This window comes from Haloferula luteola (genome assembly GCF_014201715.1).
Lineage (GTDB): Bacteria > Verrucomicrobiota > Verrucomicrobiia > Verrucomicrobiales > Akkermansiaceae > Haloferula > Haloferula luteola.
Genome location: NZ_JACHFD010000030.1, coordinates 18,363 through 40,636 on the forward strand (window position 1 = coordinate 18,363; position 22,274 = coordinate 40,636).

Annotated in this window: 17 protein-coding genes; 2 read left to right on the top strand and 15 right to left on the bottom strand. The window is 59.2% G+C overall.

The genetic code is table 11. The features are described 5' to 3' along the window. The first annotated feature begins 221 nt into the window (after positions 1-221). Positions 222-2,360, top strand: coding sequence for a thrombospondin type 3 repeat-containing protein (locus tag HNR46_RS18595; RefSeq protein ID WP_184021725.1), 2,139 nt, complete (start codon positions 222-224; stop codon positions 2,358-2,360). Positions 2,361-2,429: 69 nt separating this feature from the next. On the opposite strand, the gene HNR46_RS18600 is transcribed toward HNR46_RS18595, so the two are convergent. From HNR46_RS18600 to HNR46_RS18640, 9 genes are all read right to left on the bottom strand, one after another. Next, a complete protein-coding gene (locus HNR46_RS18600) occupies positions 2,430-3,203 on the bottom strand; it encodes a zinc-dependent peptidase (protein ID WP_221285281.1) in 774 nt (257 codons plus the stop codon). 377 nt (positions 3,204-3,580) lie between these two features. Then, positions 3,581-4,321 (bottom strand): LPS export ABC transporter ATP-binding protein, encoded by a 741-nt coding sequence (lptB, locus tag HNR46_RS18605; protein ID WP_184021730.1) that lies wholly within the window; start codon positions 4,319-4,321, stop codon positions 3,581-3,583. 17 nt (positions 4,322-4,338) lie between these two features. After that, complete coding sequence (locus HNR46_RS18610; RefSeq protein WP_184021733.1) at positions 4,339-5,673, bottom strand: hypothetical protein; 1,335 nt, start codon at positions 5,671-5,673, stop codon at positions 4,339-4,341. Positions 5,674-5,696: 23 nt separating this feature from the next. Continuing rightward, entirely contained in the window at positions 5,697-6,521 is an 825-nt protein-coding gene (kdsA, locus tag HNR46_RS18615) for a 3-deoxy-8-phosphooctulonate synthase (RefSeq protein WP_184021736.1), read from the bottom strand. Positions 6,522-6,526: 5 nt separating this feature from the next. Further along, complete coding sequence (locus HNR46_RS18620) at positions 6,527-6,817, bottom strand: DUF1844 domain-containing protein (RefSeq protein WP_184021738.1); 291 nt, start codon at positions 6,815-6,817, stop codon at positions 6,527-6,529. Between the two features lie 33 nt (positions 6,818-6,850). Continuing rightward, the gene (locus tag HNR46_RS18625; RefSeq protein ID WP_184021741.1) at positions 6,851-7,177 is read right to left on the bottom strand and encodes a low molecular weight protein tyrosine phosphatase family protein; all 327 of its coding nucleotides are present in this window, start codon (positions 7,175-7,177) and stop codon (positions 6,851-6,853) included. Between the two features lie 27 nt (positions 7,178-7,204). Continuing rightward, positions 7,205-8,143 (bottom strand): quinolinate synthase NadA, encoded by a 939-nt coding sequence (nadA, locus tag HNR46_RS18630; RefSeq protein WP_184021768.1) that lies wholly within the window; start codon positions 8,141-8,143, stop codon positions 7,205-7,207. A gap of 125 nt (positions 8,144-8,268) precedes the next feature. Continuing rightward, a complete protein-coding gene (locus tag HNR46_RS18635; RefSeq protein ID WP_343076065.1) occupies positions 8,269-8,823 on the bottom strand; it encodes a bactofilin family protein in 555 nt (184 codons plus the stop codon). A 37-nt stretch (positions 8,824-8,860) separates the two neighbouring features. Beyond that, complete coding sequence (locus HNR46_RS18640) at positions 8,861-9,706, bottom strand: hypothetical protein (protein ID WP_184021747.1); 846 nt, start codon at positions 9,704-9,706, stop codon at positions 8,861-8,863. A 113-nt stretch (positions 9,707-9,819) separates the two neighbouring features. Here HNR46_RS18640 and lpxB point away from each other — a divergent pair, with 113 nt between their 5' ends. Then, complete coding sequence (gene lpxB / locus HNR46_RS18645) at positions 9,820-10,962, top strand: lipid-A-disaccharide synthase (RefSeq protein ID WP_184021750.1); 1,143 nt, start codon at positions 9,820-9,822, stop codon at positions 10,960-10,962. Between the two features lie 428 nt (positions 10,963-11,390). Here the strand turns inward: lpxB and topB are convergent, their stop codons facing one another. From topB to HNR46_RS18675, 6 genes are all read right to left on the bottom strand, one after another. Then, on the bottom strand, positions 11,391-13,922 hold the full coding sequence (topB, locus tag HNR46_RS18650) for a DNA topoisomerase III (protein WP_184021753.1): 2,532 nt from the start codon (positions 13,920-13,922) through the stop codon (positions 11,391-11,393). Between the two features lie 403 nt (positions 13,923-14,325). Continuing rightward, positions 14,326-17,055 carry a glycoside hydrolase family 127 protein gene (locus HNR46_RS18655; protein ID WP_221285282.1) on the bottom strand — a complete coding sequence of 910 codons (2,730 nt, stop codon included), beginning with the start codon at positions 17,053-17,055 and terminating at the stop codon, positions 14,326-14,328. A 121-nt stretch (positions 17,056-17,176) separates the two neighbouring features. Beyond that, the gene (gene dprA / locus HNR46_RS18660) at positions 17,177-18,289 is read right to left on the bottom strand and encodes a DNA-processing protein DprA (protein ID WP_184021759.1); all 1,113 of its coding nucleotides are present in this window, start codon (positions 18,287-18,289) and stop codon (positions 17,177-17,179) included. Between the two features lie 28 nt (positions 18,290-18,317). Beyond that, positions 18,318-19,679: a DUF2851 family protein gene (locus HNR46_RS18665; protein WP_184021761.1), complete on the bottom strand. Its 1,362-nt coding sequence runs from the start codon at positions 19,677-19,679 to the stop codon at positions 18,318-18,320. A gap of 59 nt (positions 19,680-19,738) precedes the next feature. Beyond that, complete coding sequence (locus HNR46_RS18670; RefSeq protein WP_184021763.1) at positions 19,739-21,292, bottom strand: TIGR03790 family protein; 1,554 nt, start codon at positions 21,290-21,292, stop codon at positions 19,739-19,741. A gap of 2 nt (positions 21,293-21,294) precedes the next feature. Then, entirely contained in the window at positions 21,295-22,200 is a 906-nt protein-coding gene (locus tag HNR46_RS18675) for an MBL fold metallo-hydrolase (protein WP_343076066.1), read from the bottom strand. Between the last annotated feature and the right edge of the window lie 74 nt (positions 22,201-22,274).

The following is a 22,274-nucleotide window of genomic DNA, read 5'->3' on the forward strand; positions in this document are numbered from 1 at the left end:
CGGCGCATAGGGAATCGAGGCCACTTCTGCATGATCGGGAGGGAGACCCCCTCCGGCAGTCGCCTGGCTGTTCTCAAACCCACGACAACCCAGTGATTAAGATATCCCCATCGTCTACCGGGCTCGGCGTTCCTGCGAGCCTCCTTCTCGTCGTCTCCCTGTCCTGTGCCCATGCAGAGACTGTGGTTCAGACTGTTGGAAACATTGATTGGAATGCGGCCATGTGGGGCCCGGTGCCCGACCCGCCCACGGCGGGAAATGATTACGTCTCCGCGATTGGCGTGACGAATGACCGATTCCGAATCTGTGCGGACGGCCTCGATGGAACTTTTGGCGGTGATTCGATCACCGTTGTCGCCGGCAGCCGAGCGCTGATGAAAAACCAAGGGGGCACGACTGCCACCCTATTGGGACCGATGACGTTGGATGGAGCACGCTTTTCCTATGCTCCGAATGCGGATTCGGATGGGACGTTCGTGGTGACTGAGTTTCGGGTGACGGGTGAAGGTGCGTACATTGATGTTTCGAATCGCGCCATGACCTTGGATATCACCGGGCCGATTGCGGGGGATGGAGACCTCCTCATCGAATACGAACTGGCAGGCAATTCGACTTTCGGGGTGGTGTCTTTTGGCGGCAATGCCGGCTACACGGGAGATCTTTCGGTGATTGACGGAATGGGGATCAACTTCACTTCAGACTCCGTGTTTGAAGGTGGCCTCAGCCTCAGCGGGAGCGCCTATCTGATCGTGGATCATACTCTGACATTTCGCGAAGGTGACTTGGTCGCAGAAGGCGTGGTGATTCCCTCAGGCACCTACGATGGTGCGGCGTTGTTTGATTTGGGGATCAATTTCCTGGATGGCGGCGGGACGGTGGTTGTGGAGCAAATGGATACCGATGGTGATGGTCTTCCTGACTACTACGAAGATCGGATCATCGATTTTGATCCGAATGACGATGTGGATGGATACGACGACGTGGCTGGCCCGGGAGCCGCGGTTCCCACGGATTTCGATGGAGACGGTCGCAGTGATGCGGACGAGTATGCCGAAGGAGTGGCAGAAAATCAGACTGATCCCACACTGCCGGATACGGATGGTGATGGGTTGACCGACGGTGCCGAGGTCAATGGAACCGACAATGAGGGCAATTCCACCGGCTTTGGTCCGACCAATCCCAACTCGGTGAATAGCGACGGAGACCGCTTCAATGACGACGTCGAGGTGCGTTATGGTTCCAACCCGAACGATTCTGCGAGTGAGCCGGGTGAAGTGGTGGAAGTGGTGAATGGCGACTTCGAGCTTCCCGAGATCACGGAGTTCAGCGTGGGGTTGTCGGTGGCTGCCGGTCAGGTTCCCGGCTGGACGAGCAACTTGAATGATTTCTACGTCATCGATTACTTCGACTTCAATGATGCCACATCACCGACGGTGCCGAATGGTGGCTATCAGTTCGCAACGGCGGACCGCCGGGCTCCGAATCCAGACCTGGATGCGGCCGTCTTTGAGGGCGACATGGACGCCAGCATGACGATGATGCAAGACTTGGATGTGAGCACGATGGCGAGCGAGATTGACGGAGGTGCTCGGACCTTGCTGCTCGATTATGCAATCGTGGACAACGATTCCGCCGACCAAGGCGTGGTGAAGATCTCGTTTCTTGATGGGACCGGAGCGGATTTGGGAAGGACTTCGATCCGTCGATCGGAGAATACAGGCCAGCAATGGATTGCGATCCGTCAGTCGGCGTATCCTCCTGTGGGAACCCGAACGATCCGCCTGGAAGTGATGGCGATCAAGAACGGCACGGGAACCAGTTCGGTGCGGAACATCGCCTTCGACGATTTCGAGGCGAGGTTGGCGCATTTCGACACGGATGAGGATGGCATGGCCGATGATTGGGAGGATGCCTATGGCCTGGATTCGCTGTCGAATGCCGATGCTGCTTTGGATGCCGATGAAGATGGATTGACCAATCTTGAGGAATTTCAGTTGGGCACCGATCCCACGGTCGCGGACAGTGATGGCGATGGAGTCAGTGATGGCGATGAGGTCATTGCGGGCACGGACCCTCTGGATGCGGAAGATTTCCCTGCCCCAGCGGCTGAAGTGCAGGTCGTGGAAGTGGTGGCGACCCGCGATGCGGGCGGAGAAGTCACTCAGGTGGAAGTGGTGTTCAGCGGATTGGATCCCAGCCAAACCTATCAGTTGGTGAGAGGAACGGATCTCGGGAGCTTCCCGACGACGGTCGATACCCATCAACCCGCGGCGGAAACGGAGAGCTTCATCGACTCAGATCCTCTGCCAGGTTCGACTTCGGGCTCGGCCTTCTATCGGCTGGAAACGGTGAATCCCTGAATTCTTGGAGCTTCAATGGGCCCGTCGATCGATTGGATCGGCGGGCCATTTTTGTCGGGTGGGAAAGACTCAGGAGAGCCACTCGCGGGGATCGAGGCCGTAGTATTGCCGGAGTTCCTCGTAGAGTTCTGGGCGGGCTTTGGAGAGAGGATGGGGTTTCTCGAAGAACGCTTCAGTGGCGACCGCAAAGAACTCGGCAGGATCGGTGGCACCGTAGGGATCGAGGACGGTTTTTTGTCCGTGGTGGAGGCGATCGAGAAAGTCCTGATAGCTTTGGGTAAAGACCCGCGCCCAAGAACGGTAGGCGGCTCGGTCGGGAAGTTCCGGCGCGCCATCGGTGGAACCGTCTTCATGGTCCAATTCGTGGGCAAACTCGTGGAAGGTGACATTCTGCCCATCGTGGATTTCTCGTGCACCGCGGAGAACGGAATCCCACGCGAGGATGATGGTCCCCGTTCGCCAAGATTCTCCGAGACGATGAGCTTCGCCCTCGGTGACGACGCCCATTGCATCGGTCCGGCGTTGTATCGAGCTGAAGGTGCTGGGATAGAGGTAAACGTTCTTCAACTTGGGGAAGGGCTTGCCCTCGCGGTGGATGACCAAAAGGCAGGCTTGGGCGGCGACTGTGAGGATCATTTCCTCGGTGAGCTCCAGTCCGTTGCATCCCTCGAAACGAACACTGGCAACGAAGCGAGCGATGCGTTGATGGAGAGTGGCTCGTAAGGACTCGGGGAGCCGAGAATAGAGAGGAAGGTTGGTCCTCAACATGGCGATCCATTCGTCGCGAAAAGGGGGCTCCTCGTTGTGGGCTTCGAATCGTTTGCGCAGCGCCTGCCAGATCACGCCCAAAAGGTTAGGGGAGTTTGAGAATCCTTCCAGTCGAGATCGGCGGCAAAATGCCAGTTGGGGGGGGGCGGATTGCGAGACGGCGGGCGACCGAATTGTGAGAGATTCGATCAACAAACCATGCTTGTCAGGGACAAGAAAGCTCTCTAACAGCGCGTTGCCCCTCGCGCCACTTGGGATGTCTTCCCCCATCCGGAAGTGGTGATCGATCCCCAATCCCTATGTCCGTTCAACGCGCTCTTCATCGGTTTTCAAAGTCTGTTCAAAGCATCCTGCGTCCGAAGTGGCGCCGTCAGTACACTCGCATGGCCAAGAGCCGTCTGGCGCGGTCCTCTTGATCACGGCACTGTCTTCCGTGCTGTGAAGGCAGCCCCTTACATGCGGAAGTCCTCGCCGAGGTAGTGCTTCCGAGCGATCGGGTCATTGACCAAGCTTTCGGAAGCGCCCTCAAGGATCACCTTGCCGTCATGAATGAGGAAGGCGCGATCGACGATGGACAAGGTTTCCCGCACCGAGTGGTCGGTGATGAGGATGGCGAGACCGTCACGTTCGCGCAGTTCCCGAACGATGCCTTGAATGTCCTCGACGGCGATCGGGTCGATGCCGGCGAACGGTTCATCGAGCATGAGGAGGCGAGGCTCGGTGCACAGGGTGCGGGCGATGGCGAGGCGGCGTTTCTCACCGCCGGAAAGCGTGATGGCCTGGGATTTGCGAACTTTGGTGATCTTGAAACGCTCAAGAAGTTCTTCGGCGCGCTCGAGACGTTGGGCTCGGTTGAGGTCGCGGCGGGTTTCGAGAACCGCCAGGAGGTTATCGAGCACTGAGAGTTTGCGGAAAATCGATTCCTCTTGGGGCAGGTAACCGAGGCCGAGTCGTGCCCGGCGATGCATGGGTAGTCCCGTGATGGAATTCCCCGCAAAGGTGACCTGACCATCATCGGGCGGCACGATGCCGGCGATCATGTAGAACGAAGTCGTTTTCCCGGCACCATTGGGTCCGAGCAGGCCGACGATTTCGCCGGGGCAGACGTGAATGCTGACGCCGTCGACGACGGCACGGCCCCCGTAGCATTTGCGCAGGGATTCGGCACGGAGGAGAGCTTGGGCTTCGGACATGACGGACCGAGGGGAAGTCACTGGTCGGAGGAGCGTTTGTTGAGGGCCTTTCCCTCGGTGAACGCACGGAATTTGAAGGGCGAGGAACCGATGCCGGTTCGGATGTTGTAGCGGATGTAGCCCTCGGGATCATCGACGTAGCCATTGGCCCCTTCGGAAATGATCCACGGGCGACCGCCGCGAATGATGAATTCTTCGTTTTCGACGTCGTAAATCATTTGGCGACCTGAGGCCTTGGCAGGTTTTTTGCCACCGTCGGTGGCCTTTTGTTCGAGCACGAGGGCGCCGACCGCGACGACTTTGGTGGGTTCTCCGAAATCGACGGAGAGATCGCCTTCACTGGGTTTGTCTTGGCCTCCGCCTTCGTTGGAGTCGTTGGAGAAGAAGACTTTCACCTCATCAGCGCCACTGAGTTTGAACTCGGGATGGTCGTAGATGACGTTCTTGAGCAGGATCATGATGCCCTTTTCGCTGTTGAAATAGATGCCGTCGTCGGCAGAGACTTTGGCGAGGTTGTCGAGGCGATGAAGATCGGGCCGGGAGACATCGCTTTGAAGGTCTGCAGGTTTGCCAGGGGGGAGATCCGCGGCGGCTTTGGCGAGGAATTCATCGAGGGAAGCTCCTGCTTGGGCGACTTTTTCCTGGGTGCTGGCCAAGGCTTTTTGATCTTCCTGATTGCGGGCTTCGACGATCGGAGCAGAGGAAGCGGCGAGACGATTGAGGCCTTCGACGGCCGCGGGATCGAGTCGTTCCGGCTCGGCATCCTGAGCGGGAGCGGTGGAGGCCAGCATGAGAGCACCGGCTGCGGAGAGGAGAGGGGTGCGAGAGTTCATGGATGTTTCCTTGGATTTTTCGGGGGTCCGCATGACTGCGGTGGCAGGGCCGAGAAGCAGGCCACAACTTGGTTTGAGCTGGTAGATCAGCCCGACGCCATGGGCCTTGAGGTCCTCAGAGACAAGATCGACGGGCTCATGGGAGCGCAGCAGGTTGCCCTTTTCCAGGGTGGCGGTTTTGAGGTCGATGCGCCCGCGAACCGTTTCGTCAGGGTGATAGAACTCGATCCGAGCCGTGGTGGCTTCAATTTGCTGGTCGTTGACGAGGAGGAGCTTTTCGGCTCTTAGGGTGGAGACGAGGACTCTCTGAGGATTGTAGCGGGGGATGAGGACTTTTTCGAGGATGCTGCCGTCGACGAGCATCTCCATTCCAGGGAGATCCATGGAATCGTCATCCTTCGGTCCCGAAGGGAAGCCCGGCATCTGCATCTGGGCCTCTGCGTTGCCCAGTATCGCCAGCGCGACCAGGGAGGAGAATCCAAGGGCGCAAAGTGGGTGACGGTGGAGGGGCAGAGACATGTGCAGGTCGATCACGTGGAGCCTTAGGCACCGTGCGCGGCATGGTGGACGGCAATCAACCGAACGAGCAGATCCTCCATGAATTCAAGGGGGATTTGATTGGGGCCATCCGACATGGCATTCGCGGGGTCCGAGTGCGTTTCCATGAACAAGCCATCGATGCCGGTGGCGACGGCGGCTCGGGCGAGCACTGGCGCCAGTTCTCCATCGCCTCCGGTGGCGCCGCCGAGACCTCCGGGGCGTTGCACGGAGTGGGTTGCGTCAAAAATCACGGGAATGCCTTCTTTGCGGATCCAGTAGAGCGATCGCATGTCGGCGACGAGGTTGTTGTAGCCAAAGGTGGTGCCGCGCTCGGTGATGAAGAAGCTTTGGCAACCGAAGGCGCGCATTTTCTCAGCGATATTGATGGTATCCCACGGGGCGAGAAATTGGCCTTTCTTGACATTGATGGCGCGTCCGGTTTTGGCGGCTGCCTCGAGAAGATCCGTTTGGCGGCAGAGGAATGCGGGGATTTGCAGGAGGTCGATGGTCTCCGATGCGATCTCCGCCTGTTCCGCAGTGTGGATATCGGTGGTGACGGGCACGCCCAATTCCTTGCCAATCTGGCCAAGGATGCGACAGCCATCGGCGACGCCGGGGCCGCGGAAGGATTTCACCGAGGTCCGATTGGCTTTGTCGAAGGAAGCTTTGAAAATGAACGGGATGCCGGTGCGGTCAGCGATCTCCTTGAGGGAGCGGGCCATTTCCCAGGCGAAGGTTTCATTTTCGAGGGCGCAGGGACCCAGAATGAAGACGGGCAAGGAGCCACCGACGGGGACGGCGCCGATTTGAAAGGGTTCAAAATGCATGGAGCTCAATCGTGGGATGCTTTTTCGTAGAGCGGGCGGAGATTGGCAAGTGCGGTCCCGAGGAGTTTCTGTTCGATCTCGGTGAGATTGCCGGCGGTTTTGGCTTCGAGCATTTCGAGCGAGTCGATGACGGAGCGGGCGGCGCGCAGGTTGACGGATCGTTCTCCGGTGGCGGGATTGGGGAGTTGGCCGAGAAACAGCCCTGCGTTCTGGGCCTGGAGAAGGACGAAATCGTTGAACCGGGGATCTGCGGAGGGCATGGCGAGGAGTTTCGAGGGAATGGCGGAAAGTTTCAAGTGAGTCGATCTCCGCTGGGTCGTTCGATCCGCTCAGGGAAGGTAAGGTCGGCAGCGGAGTCTCAGAAGGCGGATCAACTCGGGATCCATGAACTCGAAGTCGTCAGGAATGTTGAGGATGGCGATGCGCTTTCCGGCGAGGGATCGGGAGAAACGGCGGGTGAGTCGCTGGCGATGCTCTTTCTCCATCACGAGGATCAGGTCCGCCCAAGCGAGTTGCTCAGGTGACAAGGGCACCACGGCATCGTGGTTCAGCCCGGCGGAGTCGACTTCGAGGCCCGGATGGTCGGCGAAGATCGCTTCGGCGGTGGGGCTGCGGAGCTTATTTTGAGAGCAGAGAAACAAAAGGCGTCGGGCCATGATGGAGGGCGCCAGTGCGGGGGGGGCTTACTTCGATTGCTCGAGCATGCGCAGGAGCGGGGCTTCTGCCTTGGCTCGGATGTCCTCAGGGAGCACGACTTCAGGACTGAGTCGATCGAGGCACTGGTGAAGCTTCTCAAGCGTGTTCAACTTCATGTATTTGCAGTCGGCGCACGCGCAGCGTTCAGTGGGGCCGGCAATGAGGGTCTTGCCGGGCACTTCTTTGCGCAGGCGATGAAGCATGCCACTTTCGGTGACGACGATGAGATGGTCGGAAGGGGCATTTTTGCACCACGAGATCATCTTTTCCGTCGAGCATACTTCGTCGGCGAGAAGCCGCACCGCCTGGGTGCATTCGGGGTGGGCGACGACCAAGGCATCGGGGTATTCGTCTTTGATGCGTTGAATGGAGTCGCGAGTGAATTCGACGTGGACGTAACAGGAGCCCTGCCAAAGGTCCATCTTGCGACCGGTTTGCTCCATGACCCAGGCTCCGAGATTGGCATCGGGCACGAAAAGAATGGGACGGTCGGAGGGAGCTTGCTCAACGATCCGCACGGCATTGCCAGACGTGCAGATGACGTCGCATAGCGACTTCACATGGGCGGAGCAGTTGATGTAGGCGATGACGTAGTAGTTTTTGGCGGCGTTGGCTTGAAGGAAGGCTTCGAGCTCGGGCCCTGGGCAGGATTGCTCAAGCGAGCAACCGGCATCGCGGTCTGGCAGGACGACGGTTTTGGAGGGGTTCACGATCTTGGCAGTTTCTGCCATGAAGTGAACGCCGCAGAAGACGATCACATCCGCTTCAGTCGCTTTCGCTTGGTAGGCGAGACCGAGGGAATCTCCCACGTAGTCGGCGAGATCCTGAATGTCGCCGGTCTGGTAGTTGTGGGCCAGAATGACGGCATTGCGCTCTTTTTTGAGCTGGAGGATGGCCTCCTTGAGATCGAGGGCGGCGGTGGGCATGGGAGGAATGTGATGCATGGGTTCGGAGTCGTCCAACTTTGAACGCCTCCAGAGTGGGAATGAAAAACGGCGGCCTCCGCAAGGGGGGCTGCCGTTGGTAAGAGAAGGAAATCGGTTGGGAAAACTCAGCCCTCGGACTTCTTGGACCCTTCGGCAGCAGCCGGGGTGGAAGGTGTGCCAACGGTGGATTTGCCGACGAAAATGGCACCTGCCTCGATGGCCAGAGTCTTGGCTTTGATGTCGCCGACGACTTCGGCGCTGGACTTGAGGTCGACGCGGTCGCTGGCGGCGATGTTGCCATGGACTTTGCCGTAGACAACCACGGTGCCGCACTTGATCTCGGCCTTGAGGCGAGCGTTTTCTCCGACGGTGAGGTTGCCGGCAGAGGAGATTTCTCCTTCGATTTTACCGTCGACGACGAGGTCATTGGTGAATTTCACCGTGCCCTTGATGTCGACGTCGGTGCTCAGCACGTTGCGGGAAGGTCCGCCTGGAGCTACGGATGCCACCGGCTTCGGAGCGGGAGCGGAACCTGCTGAATAAGAAGGTGCAGCGCCTCCGGCCACGGGAGCCGAGGGGCTCGTTGGGGCGACGGGTGCAGATGCGGGAGCCGCTGCAGGGGCTTCCGGGGCCTCATCGGGACGGCGGCCGATGACTTTTTGAAACAGTTTATCGCTCACGTGGCAAAAAGGAGATGAGAGGTCGAAGATGTCAATTTCAATTCCCGCTCGGATCGGAGTCTTCCGCAGGGGTTTCCGAGGCATCGGGAGCGGGTTCTTCAGGCGCGGGAGTCGGATCGCTTCCGGGGCCGGTAAGGCTATCGAGAAGGGGATTGTTCGACATGCCAGTGTCCGTGGGATTCAGCTCGGTCGTCTCAGGCAGGGGTGGTTCCTCACTGGCAGGAGTGGCGGGCGGCTCCACTTCGGAGGGCATGACGAAGGCAACAAAACGGCGGGCGTCCTGGATCGACTTCGAAAAGGCCGTCCCCGGGTATTTGTCGGAAGCTTGGTCAAGATAGGCCTTGGCGGCGTCGAGATCGCCAGCTTCACGGGCGATTTCTGAAAGAGAAACCAGCGCATAGGGGGCGATCCAATCGGCAGTAGGATCGGCGAGGAGCGCCTCGAATTCGGCTTTTGCGCCGGCCGTGTCGCCGGTTGCCAGCAGTCGGGCTGCGAGGCGTGCGCGGGCGGGGATGGTGGCGGGATGGTCCGGATGGGCGGCGATCTCGGTGCGCAGGGTTTCGACTGCCGCACTTTGCTGGCCACTTTCCCATTGTTGATCGGAAAGAAGGACGGCGGCAGAGGCCACAGAAGGCGTTCCTGCGTGCTGGTTGATGACTTCCTGCAGTTGTTCGGCGGTTTCCGCGCCGACCAATGCGTTGCCTGCTCCGTCACGTGCTCCGCGGTCGAGACCGTCTTTGACGACACAGGCAGCAGCCCCGAGCGCGATCACGACTCCAAGCGCCATCAATGACTTTTGGTTTTTATCGAGGAACTGCTCGAAGGCGGAAGGGCCATGCGAGATTTCGGCAATCGGTTTGGGATCGGCAGGAGAATCGGCCATGAGCACTGAGGTTGGGCGGCGATTAAGGGGCCGACCCGTGGGAAATCAATGACAAATGGGTTGGGTCGCTCGACGGTTGATCCCTGGAGGGGAACCGGCGTAGCTTCCCGCCGATGAATGGCCGGCTGTATGTCGTGGCAGGAGAAATGAGTGGCGACATGCACGCCGCCGGGTTGTTGCGCGCTCTCATCACGCTGATGCCGGGACTTGAGGTTCGGGGAGCGGGAGGACCGGTGATGCAGGAGGTGGCGGGGTCGGGAGTGCACGATTGGCTCGATCAAGCAGCCGTGATGGGCGTGGTGGAGGTGTTGAAGCACTATCGTTTCTTCAAGGACTCTTTCGAGCGGATGCTCTCGGAGGTGAAAGCCTGGCAGCCGGATGTGCTGCTGCTGGTGGACTACCCGGGGTTCAACCTCCGATTTGCTGCCGCGGTCCGCAAGGAGCTGCCGCAGGTGAAGATCGTGCAGTATGTGTGTCCGCAGGTCTGGGCATGGAAGAAAGGCCGGATTCCCAAGATGGCGGCGGTGCTGGATGAGGTGCTCTGCCTGCTGCCTTTCGAACCCAAGGTTTTTGAAGGTAGCGGCCTTAAGGCCAGCTTTGCCGGTCACCCGATCATTGATGAATTATCGGAGGAGCACCTCGGTCTATCGCGGAACCCCTCTCTGGTCGCGCTTTTGCCCGGAAGTCGTGTGCCGGAGGTGGAGAAACTTTTCCCGCTGATGTTGGGCACTGCGGAGCGGATGCTGCAGAGTCGCCCCGAGCTACAATTCGCCGTCCCAGCAGCGAATGCGCGGCTGGCGACACGGATTCGCGAGCTGGCCGCTGGAAGCGGGCTGGGTGCCGCCTTGGAAGTCCGAGACGGCGGAGCCCATCGCTTGATGCAGGAAGCCGCCTGCGGCGTGGTGGCGAGTGGGACGGCGACGGTGGAGGCGGCGTTCTTCGGACTTCCGTATTGTTTGGTGTATCGTCTGGCGTGGCCGACCTACCTGATTGCCAAAATGGTGGTGAAGATCGAACACATCGGGTTGATCAATATTTTGGCAGGGGAAACGGTCATCGAGGAATTCATCCAGTCGGATGCGGAGCCCTGCTCCGTTTCCCAAGAGCTGGAGCGGATGCTGGACCATCCTGAGGAAGTGGTTTTGTTGCAGGCCCGCCTTGCGGAAGTGATCGCCACTCTCGGCGGCACCGGCGCTCATGAAAAGGCGGCTCAAGCGGTAGCTCGTTGGTTTCCCGAGCCAAGTACGAGCCGCTGAATGGGAGGTTCTGCACTGCCAGTTCCGTGACCGTTGAAGCCCTCCCTGCCTTGGGAATGGGGGCGTTGAGCGGAGTTGTGGCGTTTTCACGAGTCGCCTAAATGGAGGCGAGGGTGAGCGAATTCGAAGGAAGCGATCGGCCGAAAAAGAAGCCGCCCGGCGGATCGGGGGACGACCTGCCGGGCGGCTCACACACACACGTTTGGGGGAAAACGGTGTCCAAAGGAACTGCTTCGGAGTGAGGCCCGCGGCGTGTGGGGTGCGGGCTTGTTTTCGAAGAAGTCCTTCCTTTCGGGGGACGCCGTGAAGCTACGTGAAGGGGGAGGTGTCCTCCAAGGAAAAACCACCAACAGGAGTTAAATTTCCAATTGGTAAACGTTTTTTAATCATCTCAACTCCAAGAATTTATGGAGGCAAAGAGTCGGGGTTTACGCCTTCTTTGCGGCCTTCTTGGCAGGACGCGGGGGGAATTCGAAGCCGACCTTTCCGGTGTTGAGATCGAAGGTCAGGAAGGCATCAAAGGGGCGCTTGGTCCGATTGGAAATGAAGCCTTTGATGAGGCCCGTTTTACCTTCAGCGATCATTTTGAGGAATTCCTCCTGCGGGATCTCGTGTTGGAGAATGGTGCGTCCCACGCGGATGCCGTCGGGGTCCTTTTTCGACTTCAAGTCGGGAAGGAACCAGGCTTTGTCGGTCTCGTAGACTTTCACCTGACGGCCATCGGCGAGGGGGAAATTACCGATGACTTGATCTTCCGTCAGGTCGTCGGCGGTTTCTTTGTCACTCTCGTCGAAAACGAAGCTCACCTTGAACTTATCGGTGAGTTCCAAGCCCGCTTCGAAGGGTTGGTTGAACTTGGATTTGAAGCCTTGAAGAGGGCCGATGAAGCGGGTGGTGAAGAGTTGCTTCGCTTCGTCTGCGGTGAGGGTGCGACCTGCGATGTGCTTCTTCGCCTGGAATTTGCACTCCGGCTCGCGGCATTCGAAGGTGGCGTCGGTTTGTTTCAGCGCAGGAGCACCGCAGGCTGGGCACGGGCAGTCGAGATCGGAGAATGTCCGATTTTTCATCTCGGTGGCCAAGCCCTTGGCTTTGTGAACGATCTCGGTGGTGTATTTCTTGATCTCGCCCATGAATTGGTCGCGATCGAGAAGGCCCTGTTCCATCTGGCGCAGCTTGTATTCCCAATCTCCAGTCATTTGCGGGGAGGCAAGCCCGGCAATGTCCATTTCGGTGACCAACTGAATGAGTCTCATGCCGGTGGGCGAAACATGCAGGGGAGCACGACCGCCATCGCCATCACGGGCGATGTATTTTTGGCGGATGAGGGCTTCGATGATCGCGGCGCGAGTGGCAGGGGTGCCAAGGCCACGTTCGGACATGGCTTCCGCAAGTGCTTCATCGTCGACCAGTTTCCCGGCGCCTTCCATGGCGGAGAGCAAGGTGGATTCGTTGTAGCGTGCTGGAGGCTTGGTTTGCTCGTCGAGGATTTCGATCGACCGGGTCTCGGCATTTTCCCCGGGCTCGACGGCGGTGAGTTCGTCTTTGCCGGAGGCCACGCCGGGACGCCGACCATAGACCGCAAGCCAGCCGGGTTTCACCAGAACACGACCTTCCGTTTTGAATCGATCGGTGAAGCCCGGAGTGTGAATTGTGGTGAGGCGGGTCGTTTGTTCGAATTCCGCATTCGGGAAGAAAACGGCCACGAAGCGCTTCACGATCATGTCATACAATCGCTCTTCGGCTTCGCTGAGTTTCACCACACGGCCCGTCGGAATGATGGCGAAGTGGTCGGAAACTTTTGAAGAATCGAAGACGCGCTTCGACTTCACCAGCTTCGCTCCGTCCTTTTCGTCGAGGACCTTGCGAGCGTAGTCGGCGACGGGAAGATCGGAGTTCGCGATGTCCGACATCGTAGTGCGGACCGTTCCGGTGTAGTCCTCCGGCAAGTAGCGGGAGTCCGTCCGGGGGTAGGTGATCATCTTGTGCTTCTCGTAGAGCGCCTGGGCGAGGGCCAGAGTGCCTTTCGCGGAGAAGGGAGCCTCCCGTTGGAGGGTTGTTAGGTCGTAAAGTTGGGGGGCGATCTGGGTCGAAGGTTTGCGGGTCTCTTCGACGATGCCGGGTTGCCCAGTGCAACGGGCTTGAATGGCCTCGGCAAGGGTGCGGTCCCAGATGCGTTCAGGGCGGCCATGAGGCTGGGAGGGATCTTTTTTCCAGGTTTCGTCGATCCATTTGCCGAGGTAGTCGCCTGCGGCGACCCCAAAGGTGCCGTGCACTTCGTGGTAGGCCTCGGGAACGAATGCCTGAATCTCAGCCTCGCGCTTGGCGAGAATGGCCAGGGTGGGCGTCTGGACTCGTCCGGCAGAGGTGATGTTGAAGCCCCCATGGCGGGAACGGAAGCACGTCAAGGCACGGGTGGCGTTGAGTCCGACCAGCCAATCGGATTCCGAGCGGCAGCGTGCGGCATCGGCCAGCGGCTGCATTTCAGAGTCGCTCCGCAGCCGCTCCCATGCGGTGAGGATCGATTGCTGGGTCATCGACTGCATCCACAGCCGTTTCGACGGCTTGTCGATTTTGCCGATGTCCATGATGTAGCGGAAAATGAGTTCCCCTTCACGGCCGGCGTCGCAGGCGTTGACGATCAGGTCGACATCCTTGCGCTTGGCCAATTTGACGACCTGGCGGAGCCGACTCGCGGATTGTTCGATCGGATCGAGTTCGAAGCTGTCTGGAATGGCCGGCAGGACGTCGAATTTCCACGGCAGTTTCTTGCCATTCGGCCCCGTCGGCATGCGCAACTCGACGAGGTGGCCGACGGCTGAGGTGATGATCGCATCATCATTCTCGAAGTAGGAGTCGCGCCCCTGTCCTTGTTTATCGAACTTTCCGAAGACCTTTGCGAGGGCCTTCGAGAGGTCGGTCATGACGGACGGTTTTTCGGCGATGATGAGAGTCTTGCCCATGGCTCGGTGGCGACGCACTAGACGCGCCAAGCCCCAGTTGGCAAGGGCATTCGAGGTTCAACCCGGAGATCCCCGAAGGGGATGTTTTTGATCGCCCCCTTGATGGGCTGCCGGAAAATCCCGAATTTCCGAGGAATCGGCAGGTGATGAAGAGCTGGGCGAGGGGGTTTGTTCAAATCCCTGAAAAGGAGTCATTGAGGAGGATGGAAGGCGTGCAGGAGGAGGAGAATTGGGCAGGCCACGAGATGGATTCCGGGCGGGGCGAGGCGCTCTCGGGGGGGGAGAGCGACAGGTCGGGGTGGTGAAGACAAAAATGGGCCGCCCGAGCCAAAAGGTGGCGACGAGCGGCCCATGTGGAAAGGCAGGTGGAGAGACCTCGAAGGTGGAGGGCTCCTTCGTGGTTTCAGCGGACCGGAAGCCAGACCCGTGAACTTGGTCCCTTTTGATCGCGAGTTCCGTCGCCGCCTCCGGTGGCACCAGGTCCGCCAAATTGGCCCATCCCTGCGGCACTCTCCCGATTGGCCCGTGCGTAATAGGGGATCGCCAGCAGATCATCGCCATCGGCCCATTTGCCTTTGAGAACTTTGATGCCGTTTAGGGTTTCAGGCTGCCATTCGACAGAAAGGGGCGCATTCGGGTCGACGGGGCGCTGAATGTTTTGATCGGCTCTTTCGACGCAGTAGACCAAAGGTCCATAACGGAACGCCATTTCTCCGCGGGTGGCTTCGATCTTGTCGCTGGCCGTGATCTTCTGGGGGACCAGCGGAATCTCAAAGCTGACGGTATCGCCCTTTTGCCACTTCCGATGAAGCACCGCGTAGCCGAGTTCCTCGGCGAAGGGTGTCGGTTCGCCATTGATTTGGAGTTGGGTCAGCCCATTGGCTTGAGGTTGACCCTGGTAAAGTACGCTGACATCTCGGTGCGGGATGCGAATGCGCAGTTCGAATTCGCGATCTTCGGCGGGGTTGACGGTGATGGCCACCTTGCCGTCCCATGGGTAGTCCGTTTTTTGAACCATTTCTATCTGGGTGCCGGCGACTTCCCCGACCTGGATCGTGCTTCCGATGAAGAGGTTGGTATAGATCCCTTTTTCATCCTTCACGTAGGTCCAGGTCGGAACCATGAGGAGGGTACGGGGGATATTGCCGATGCAGCAGGGGCAGCCATGCCACGGATAGCGGGCGGTGTAGGTATCGAGCGGGTTTTGATAGAAGAAGTTTTTCCCGTCGAGGTCCACCGAACCGAGGAGTGCATTGTACATCGTTTCCTCGTAGAGATCGGCGTATTTCGCGTCGTGGTAGGCGAGGTTGAGCTTGTACTGGAAGAAGATGAGACCGCAGCTGGAGCAGGACTCGCAATAGGCATCGTGGCGCAGGGAGTAGTCCGGACCAAACCCTTCAGAGGTCTCGCCGCTGCCAATTCCTCCGGTGATGTAGTATTTCCGATTCACCATGTTGTCCCAAAGGGACATCACGGCGCTTTCGTAGTCGGTGTCCTGCGTTTCTGCGGCGACATCGGCCATGGCAGAGTAGCTGTAGACGGCGCGAACGGCGTGGCCGACTGCCTCATACTGCTGTTGCACTGGAAGGTGGCTTTGATCGTATTCTTGGCAGACCTCGCCGTGGCCACGATTGTCGAGGAGGAACTTGGCGAGGGAGATGTAGGCGTCTCCGCGTCCGTGGCCTTCCATGTCGTTGACGAATCGGCCAAAGCGGACGAGAGCTTGCTCCATCTCTTGGTGCTCATCGTACCAAGCTTTTTTCCCGGGGCCTAGGTGGTTGACCCAGCAGTCGGCGAGTTTCTTTGCCGCATCATAGAGGCGGGTGTCCTTTCCTCCGGTCAGCGTGTAGTGGTTGATGGCGGACTCGATGAAGTATCCGGCGACGTAACCTTCGTGGTTTTCACGATTGGCGGGATTCCAGCGTTCCGGCCAATGCTGACGATCGGCAAGGGTGTAGGCGGTTTGGAGATATCCATCCGGTTCTTGGGCGGCAAGGATGGACGGGATCCACGAATCGAGGGTGCTGCGGAAACGTTGCTGGGCGGCGAGAATTTCGGAGTCCCCTTGCGCGTCGACCATCAAGGCGATGCACATCGACTCGACCGTTTGATGGACCCAGGCATTGGCGAAGACGTAGCCTTTGTGCCGTTGATGAGCTTCGCCACGAAGTGCCTTGGCCGCTTCCTCAAAGTTGTCGATGCCGCCGGTATTGAGGGAGCGATCTTCGATGACGTCGATGCAGTGAGGGATCCACTGGGTGATGAGAGCCTTGGCTCGGTCGTTCCACAGTGGATTGTTGATTTGATAGGGAGTCGTGTAGACGACATCGAGCCGTTGTTCTTTGGGTGGGTCGATGACGGTGACTTGAAGGGAATCGGAGCTGGTCTCTCCATCAAGTTTCGCCTCAAGAGCCAGCTCGTAGGTTCCCAATTGGGAAAAACGAGCGGTGGTTTCGGTGGCGGAAGGTTGGGCAAAAGTAACCTCTCCGGGGCCGCTGAGTTTGCGCCACTGGAGTTCCAGTTGGTCGGCATGTTTGAGGGCTTTGACTTGTCCATGGAGATAGGTGGGGCCATCGAGCATCACGGAGCGATCCAAGCCCGCGTGGGTGTCTGGCGGAAAAGCAGGAGAGTCGCCGGTGTCGAAGACGCGCCATTCAAGAACACCTGTGGAAAAGGACTCGGAGCCGTCCATTTCGAGTCGTAGGCGGGTGGTGGTGATGGGCTGGAAAGTGGTGCGATTGAACGTATCGCCCTCCACTCCCAGTCCCTCGGCGGAGGGGACCAGTGCGTAGTCCGATCCATTCCAAAATTTCAGTCGACATTGAGAAGGCAGGCGCACCCCTTGGTGGTCGTCCCACCAGTAGACTTCGATCGCATCGGTGGAAATGGCTTTGGTCCAACTGAGCTCGACCCACTGGGTTCCGGTTTTAGGCCAGTTGCCGAAAGAACCCGGACCTCGTTCCCGAGAAAGGGTCGGTTCGTTTCCGTCATTGAGAGCAGCTACCGAGGTATCTCCAGAAACATAGGAGGCAGAGGGCTGGGCGAGGAGCGCGAGATTGGCGGCCGGTTCCGCGGTTGAGGGGGAGGCGCAAGCTCCGGCCGCGATCAAGATCCAATGGGAAAGGTTTCTCATGCGTCTAAGCATAAGCAAAAAGAATCCTCATTCTTTCCACGGTCGCAAGGAAAGGTAGGAAGTGTGCCGGATGGGCAGCAGTAGCTGCTTTTTAGGCATTCGTGAATGGGGGAACGTTGAGTCAGCGCCGGATGTAACGCATCCCGGGAAGGGCCCTGATCAGGCGTTTCATTTCGAGTTTGAGAAGGGTGGTGGAAACCTTTTGCGCGGGCCAGCCTGTGAGATCCACCAACCGGTCGATTCCGGATTCTTCGTCGCCGAGAGAGGAAAGGAGGTGTTGCTCTTCGGGAGGCAAATCGGGGATTCCTAGGGGAAGTTCGCAGGTCGACTCCGTTGGGGGATGGCTGGGGCGCGATTGGGGAAGGCCCAACGCCCCCATGTCGTCCATCAATTCGCTCGCATCGGTCAATAGGGTCGCCCCCTCGCGGATGAGTTGGTGGCATCCTGCCGAAGTGGGTTTGTCGATAGGGCCGGGTACGGCGTAGACAGGGCGACCGTACTCGGTGGCGAGATTGGCCGTGATCAGTGAGCCCGACCAATGGGGCGATTCGGTGACCACCAGTGCCCGAGACCAAGCGGCGACGATGCGGTTGCGTTGTGGGAAGGTCTGTTTGTCGGGTTGGGTATGGAGGGGGAATTCGCTGATCACGGCTCCGTTTCCATCGGCGATTTTTTCCGCCAGAGTGAGGTTTTCAGCTGGGTAGATTCGAGCGAGCCCTGATCCGATGATGGCAACCGTGCGCCCGCTGGCAGCGAGAGCTGCCTCGTGGGCGGTGGTGTCGATCCCTCGCGCCAAGCCGGAAAGAATGGTGAATCCTGAGCGTGCCAGTTGATACGCGAGCTTCTTGGTACTGTTTTTCCCGTAATAAGATGCTCGGCGGGTTCCAACGATGCCGATGGCATGGCGGTCGCAGGGGAGAACTTCTCCCCAAACATACAGAAGGATCGGACAATCGTAGGACTCTCGGAGTGCTGGAGGAAAGGCGGGATCGTCCGGGGTGAGGAGGGAGAGTCCGCGAGTATGAAGTTCGGCAAGTTCGGTGGAAGGGTCCGTCAAAGAGTCATGATCTCGGATCATGTTGGCGAGTTCAGGACCGATGCCTTCGACTCGGAGCAGTGCAGGAATGGAGGCATCAAGGACTGCGCGGGCGGTACCGAAATGGGCCAGCAGCCTGCGAATTCGGACGGGCCCGATGCGCGGAAGGGCGTTGAGAGCGAGAAGAGCTTCGTGCATGTAGAGGGGGGAGAGATGGAGGGTCAGTTCATCGCCATTGGGAGAGTTGCTCGGGGAAGGGGCAGCGGAGGCAATCGCTGAGGTCTTCGAGGCAAAAGTCCCGATAGATCTGAAGCAGCGCCTGATGATGGGCCGCTTTTTGGAGATAAGGCTGGGCGAGGTCCTCTCCGCCGAAGAGTCGGATGGCGCAGCGGCGGACGTGCTCGTTTTTCGCGCCAGCCGGTAGCTTGAGGTAATCCTCATAGGTGAAGGCAGGGTCTTCGTGTCTCGCCAAAGGGATCAGGTGGTTCGCGAGCAATTCTTTCGCTCGGGTGGATCCGAAGAGCGCAATCGGTTGACGAGATGCTTTCGAGGAGAGGGTATGGCGGTGGCTCCAAAAGGGGTCCTGCAGGGACCCGAGAAAATGGATCACCGCAGCGGGGCAAAATGGCCGAGCAAGAGCACGCCGGCGATAGGAGGTCCAATTTCGAACCAACATGGCGAGGGCGGCGACTCGTCGATGGGGATGGTTCGCGGGCCGTTGCCCGGTGAATGTCCACGGTAAGGGGCGGAAGTTTTCCCAGACGCCGCGGTGCCTCCACCAGCTTTCCCAGTGTCGCCGAAGGTGCTGGCGGGTATCTGGCGGAGCGATCTCATGGAGCTCGGGAGAGAGGAAGCCGGCGATGCCAAACAATACCGCGTCGGGCTCGGCGAGCTCGCGAAGAGCAGCCAGTGGAGCGCGTTGAGCGAGCAAACGCATGGGAAGTGCATTGGCTCGGTAGCCCAGAGTTTCGGCGGTTACTTGGAAAAGTGCGGCGTCGCGACCGTGGGCTTCCGCGATGCGCAGGAAACGGGCGGCTTTCTGTTGGCTGCGATGGTCGGAAGCCTGCTCAAGCAGTGTTTTGAGGGAATCGGGCGGTAGCTGGGCGAGGGGGTGGACGCACCGCCCGGGGCGGGCAATGGCGGTCGCTCGGCGAGGAGTTTGCAGAGCATGGTGAATCTCGGCGGGGCTCAGGACGACCTGAGGGATCGCACGATGGTGGACATCGCGGATGAATGTTTCAGCACGGTGAGCTCGAAAACTGACGTGGAGGACGACCGAGGAGTAGGCGGGATCAGCACCATGCCCATGGAGTTCCCAGTCGTTTCCGTCGGGATCCAATTCGATGGCTCCATGGTGGAGCTTTCCCTGAAGATCGATGGCAGCGTGGAGGAAATCGGGGCCAGCCGACCGATTCCATCCCCCAAACTGTTGGATGCGGACAGTTTGGCCGTCAGTGGTGGTGAAATCTCGTCCAAAGCCCCCGGCAAACCAGATGGCTTGGAGTTCGAGTTCGTCGGGAAGAATCGTTGGCGGTGGCTCCGCGATTCCTCCGAAGGCATTCTGCAACAGGTCAGAGTAGGGGGGCATGGTGACCCCACTTTGCACTAAGACTGTTCAGATGATCAACTGAAGAACTTCGGGATGACTTATTTTGTGCGGGTTGCGTCCGCTTCAAGGGTGTCCAGCCAAACTTGAGCGGCGTCCTTTTCCGGGAGCTGGGAGTAACGTGATAGGGCTGCACGCAGTCCCTGTTTGGCGGCGGCGAGTTGCCCACGCTCTCGGTCCAATTTGATCTTCAGAAGTTCGGTTCTCAGTTGATCGGTGGGGGCGGAATACTGTCGAGTTGCGTCGGTCAGCAATGTGACGGCGACGTTGGCGTCGATACCCTCGGCGAAATCGAGAGCCAAGGCCTCCGTCATCGTTCCATTGTTCATTCGCGTGGCCGCTTTTTGCAATTCCCGGCGCCGCAAGTCGTCGTCGGGCCACCTCAATTGGGCGATGCGCAGAGCTCGAAACACGCGATCGTCATCCTCCTTCGCACCAGTGCCATCAAGATGGGCAAACGGGCGGTAAAGTGGATCGCCGAGCACCACTCCCTGCCAAGAAACTACCGGCATGGCCATCGTGGCCGCTTCGATCAGAGTGAAGCCGTCGAGAAGCCGGGCATTGAGAAGATCGAGATGGTGAGTGAGATGGAGAAAGGGTTCGAAAGTATTGCCCACGGTAGCGGCTGCGCCCCGTGCGAGCAATGGAGCGCACCAGTTCTTGCCTGCATCCCTGAGTTGGGCTGCGCTGAAAGAGTGGAGGTGGATGGCGATGGCGCCTCGCTTGAAGTGGAAGTGGGGATTGATGAACGGACCACTCACATTCCAGTCGTACCATCCATAGTAGAGAGCGGTGGGCGGGAGCGGAAAATTTCGCGGGAGGGTGGGATGGAAACGGTCCACCAAGACAGGGAATCCCTTTTCCCGGAGATCTTTGGCCGCCGTGCGGAACCAGGGGTCGCCACTCGGATCCTGCGCGGCGGATTTGTTGGCGATGTCGACGACTCCGAATCCCCATAGGCCGGTCTTTTCGGTCGCCACGGCATCGTCCATCATGCGAGTGCAGATTTCGGGAGATGGGCCGTCGATCCGCCCGACCAGCAAAATGGGGATGGCCGCTTTCTCGATGGGCGTGGTGCTTTTGAAGTAGGGGTTGTCCAGAGGGCCTTCAGTCTTGGGGTTCTCCAAGCCCAGCAACATCAACTCGGAATCGACCGCCGCACTGGAGGTCATCATCATGCGCCGAAGTGAAGCCTGCGGGTCCTTCGCGTCTTGTTCGGGATCCGCTTGGGTATCGTTGTGGAAGATCCGGCTCGGAACCCCTCGCATGCAGACGATGAGGCGCACTTTGAGTCCGCTGAGTTGCTTCTTTCCGTCGGGGCCGTCGTTGCGAAGCCACCAACGGCGATCATCAAAGATTTTCGCGAGCGGATCGCGGAGCTGGGTTCGGTATTCGTCCCGATCGATCTGCTCTTTGTCGGGAAGATCGAGACCGACGATTTGTGTCGCGGGGATGTCGCGGAGCTCAGCGTAGTGCTTGGCAAGGGTATCCGAGTCGGCAGCGTTGCGGTTGAAGAGAATGACCACTTGATCCGGGTTCAGGGCCCCAAAGACCGAAGCGGCAGAGCAAAAGAATGCGATGAGGTGGCGGAGCATGATCAGAATTGGAGTTTCAAGCCGTCATAGGCGACTCGCACATGGCGAGGCAGGTGGGATTCGTAGAGAGCGTGTTCATTTTCGTGGCCGAGATGAGTGAGCCAAGCCTGGGCAGCTCCCAGCTGCTCGATCATGGAGAGGGCCTCGGCATTGGAAAGATGAGTCGGATGCTCGCGAGGCCGCAGCGAGTCGACAATGAGCAGATCGACTCCCTGCAACGCTGTGATGGACGACTCGTGCAGGGCCTTCACATCCGGCAAATAACCGATGGACGGGGCCCCCGGGTAATCGATCAGAAATCCATGCGTTTCCACGGCACCGTGAAATAAGGGCAGTGGCGTCGCGGTGATGTCCCCAAGGTGAATCGTGGGTTCGAAAGGAACCGGGAGGGGCTTGATGTAGCCCGGATAGGTATTTTCAACGTCAAATGCCCAGGGGAACATCTGCTGCAACACCCGCAGCGTGAAAGGGCTGGCATGCAGTGGGAGTGGTGCGGAGCGATGCCAACAGAAGGCGCGAAGTTCGTCGAAGCCCACCACGTGGTCGACGTGCGCGTGAGTATAGAGAACGGCGTCGACTCGCTCGATCCCTTCCCGGAGGGCTTGTTCCCGGAGGTCGGGCCCGGAATCGACCAGCACGTGATGTGTGGGCGACTGGAGCAGAATGGAGGATCGAGTCCGTCGATTTCGCGGGTCTTTCGACCGACAGACCTCGCATTTGCAACCGATGACCGGGACACCGACCGATGTTCCGGTTCCCAGAAAGAGTAGCTCAAAGTGTCCTGCCATCCGCTTGCCTGAAGCTGACATAGCGGCCCAATCGTCGCAAAGCGGGAATCCCCCGGAATTGAATTCCTCATGGGGATCCCCTGAGCGCCCGCACCACGAAAAACCCCCACCACCCGGCATGGGAATGGCTAAGGGATTGGGATGGAGTGGATGAAACAGGGTCCGTGATGAGCGGAGCGGCGGGGGAACTCCCG

Excerpts from the sequence above, each read along its gene's own strand:
- HNR46_RS18640 (WP_184021747.1), bottom strand. The coding sequence starts at position 9,706 with ATGGCCGATTCTCCTGCCGATCCCAAACCGATTGCCGAAATCTCGCAT.
- HNR46_RS18670 (WP_184021763.1), bottom strand. The coding sequence starts at position 21,292 with ATGCTCCGCCACCTCATCGCATTCTTTTGCTCTGCCGCTTCGGTCTTT.
- dprA (WP_184021759.1), bottom strand. The coding sequence starts at position 18,289 with ATGCACGAAGCTCTTCTCGCTCTCAACGCCCTTCCGCGCATCGGGCCC.
- HNR46_RS18625 (WP_184021741.1), bottom strand. The coding sequence starts at position 7,177 with ATGGCCCGACGCCTTTTGTTTCTCTGCTCTCAAAATAAGCTCCGCAGC.
- lpxB (WP_184021750.1), top strand. The coding sequence starts at position 9,820 with ATGAATGGCCGGCTGTATGTCGTGGCAGGAGAAATGAGTGGCGACATG.
- HNR46_RS18665 (WP_184021761.1), bottom strand. The coding sequence starts at position 19,679 with ATGCCCCCCTACTCTGACCTGTTGCAGAATGCCTTCGGAGGAATCGCG.
- HNR46_RS18675 (WP_343076066.1), bottom strand. The coding sequence starts at position 22,200 with ATGCCGGGTGGTGGGGGTTTTTCGTGGTGCGGGCGCTCAGGGGATCCC.
- nadA (WP_184021768.1), bottom strand. The coding sequence starts at position 8,143 with ATGCCCACCGCCGCCCTCGATCTCAAGGAGGCCATCCTCCAGCTCAAA.
- HNR46_RS18655 (WP_221285282.1), bottom strand. The coding sequence starts at position 17,055 with ATGAGAAACCTTTCCCATTGGATCTTGATCGCGGCCGGAGCTTGCGCC.
- topB (WP_184021753.1), bottom strand. The coding sequence starts at position 13,922 with ATGGGCAAGACTCTCATCATCGCCGAAAAACCGTCCGTCATGACCGAC.
- HNR46_RS18610 (WP_184021733.1), bottom strand. The coding sequence starts at position 5,673 with ATGTCTCTGCCCCTCCACCGTCACCCACTTTGCGCCCTTGGATTCTCC.
- kdsA (WP_184021736.1), bottom strand. The coding sequence starts at position 6,521 with ATGCATTTTGAACCCTTTCAAATCGGCGCCGTCCCCGTCGGTGGCTCC.
- lptB (WP_184021730.1), bottom strand. The coding sequence starts at position 4,321 with ATGTCCGAAGCCCAAGCTCTCCTCCGTGCCGAATCCCTGCGCAAATGC.
- HNR46_RS18595 (WP_184021725.1), top strand. The coding sequence starts at position 222 with ATGTGGGGCCCGGTGCCCGACCCGCCCACGGCGGGAAATGATTACGTC.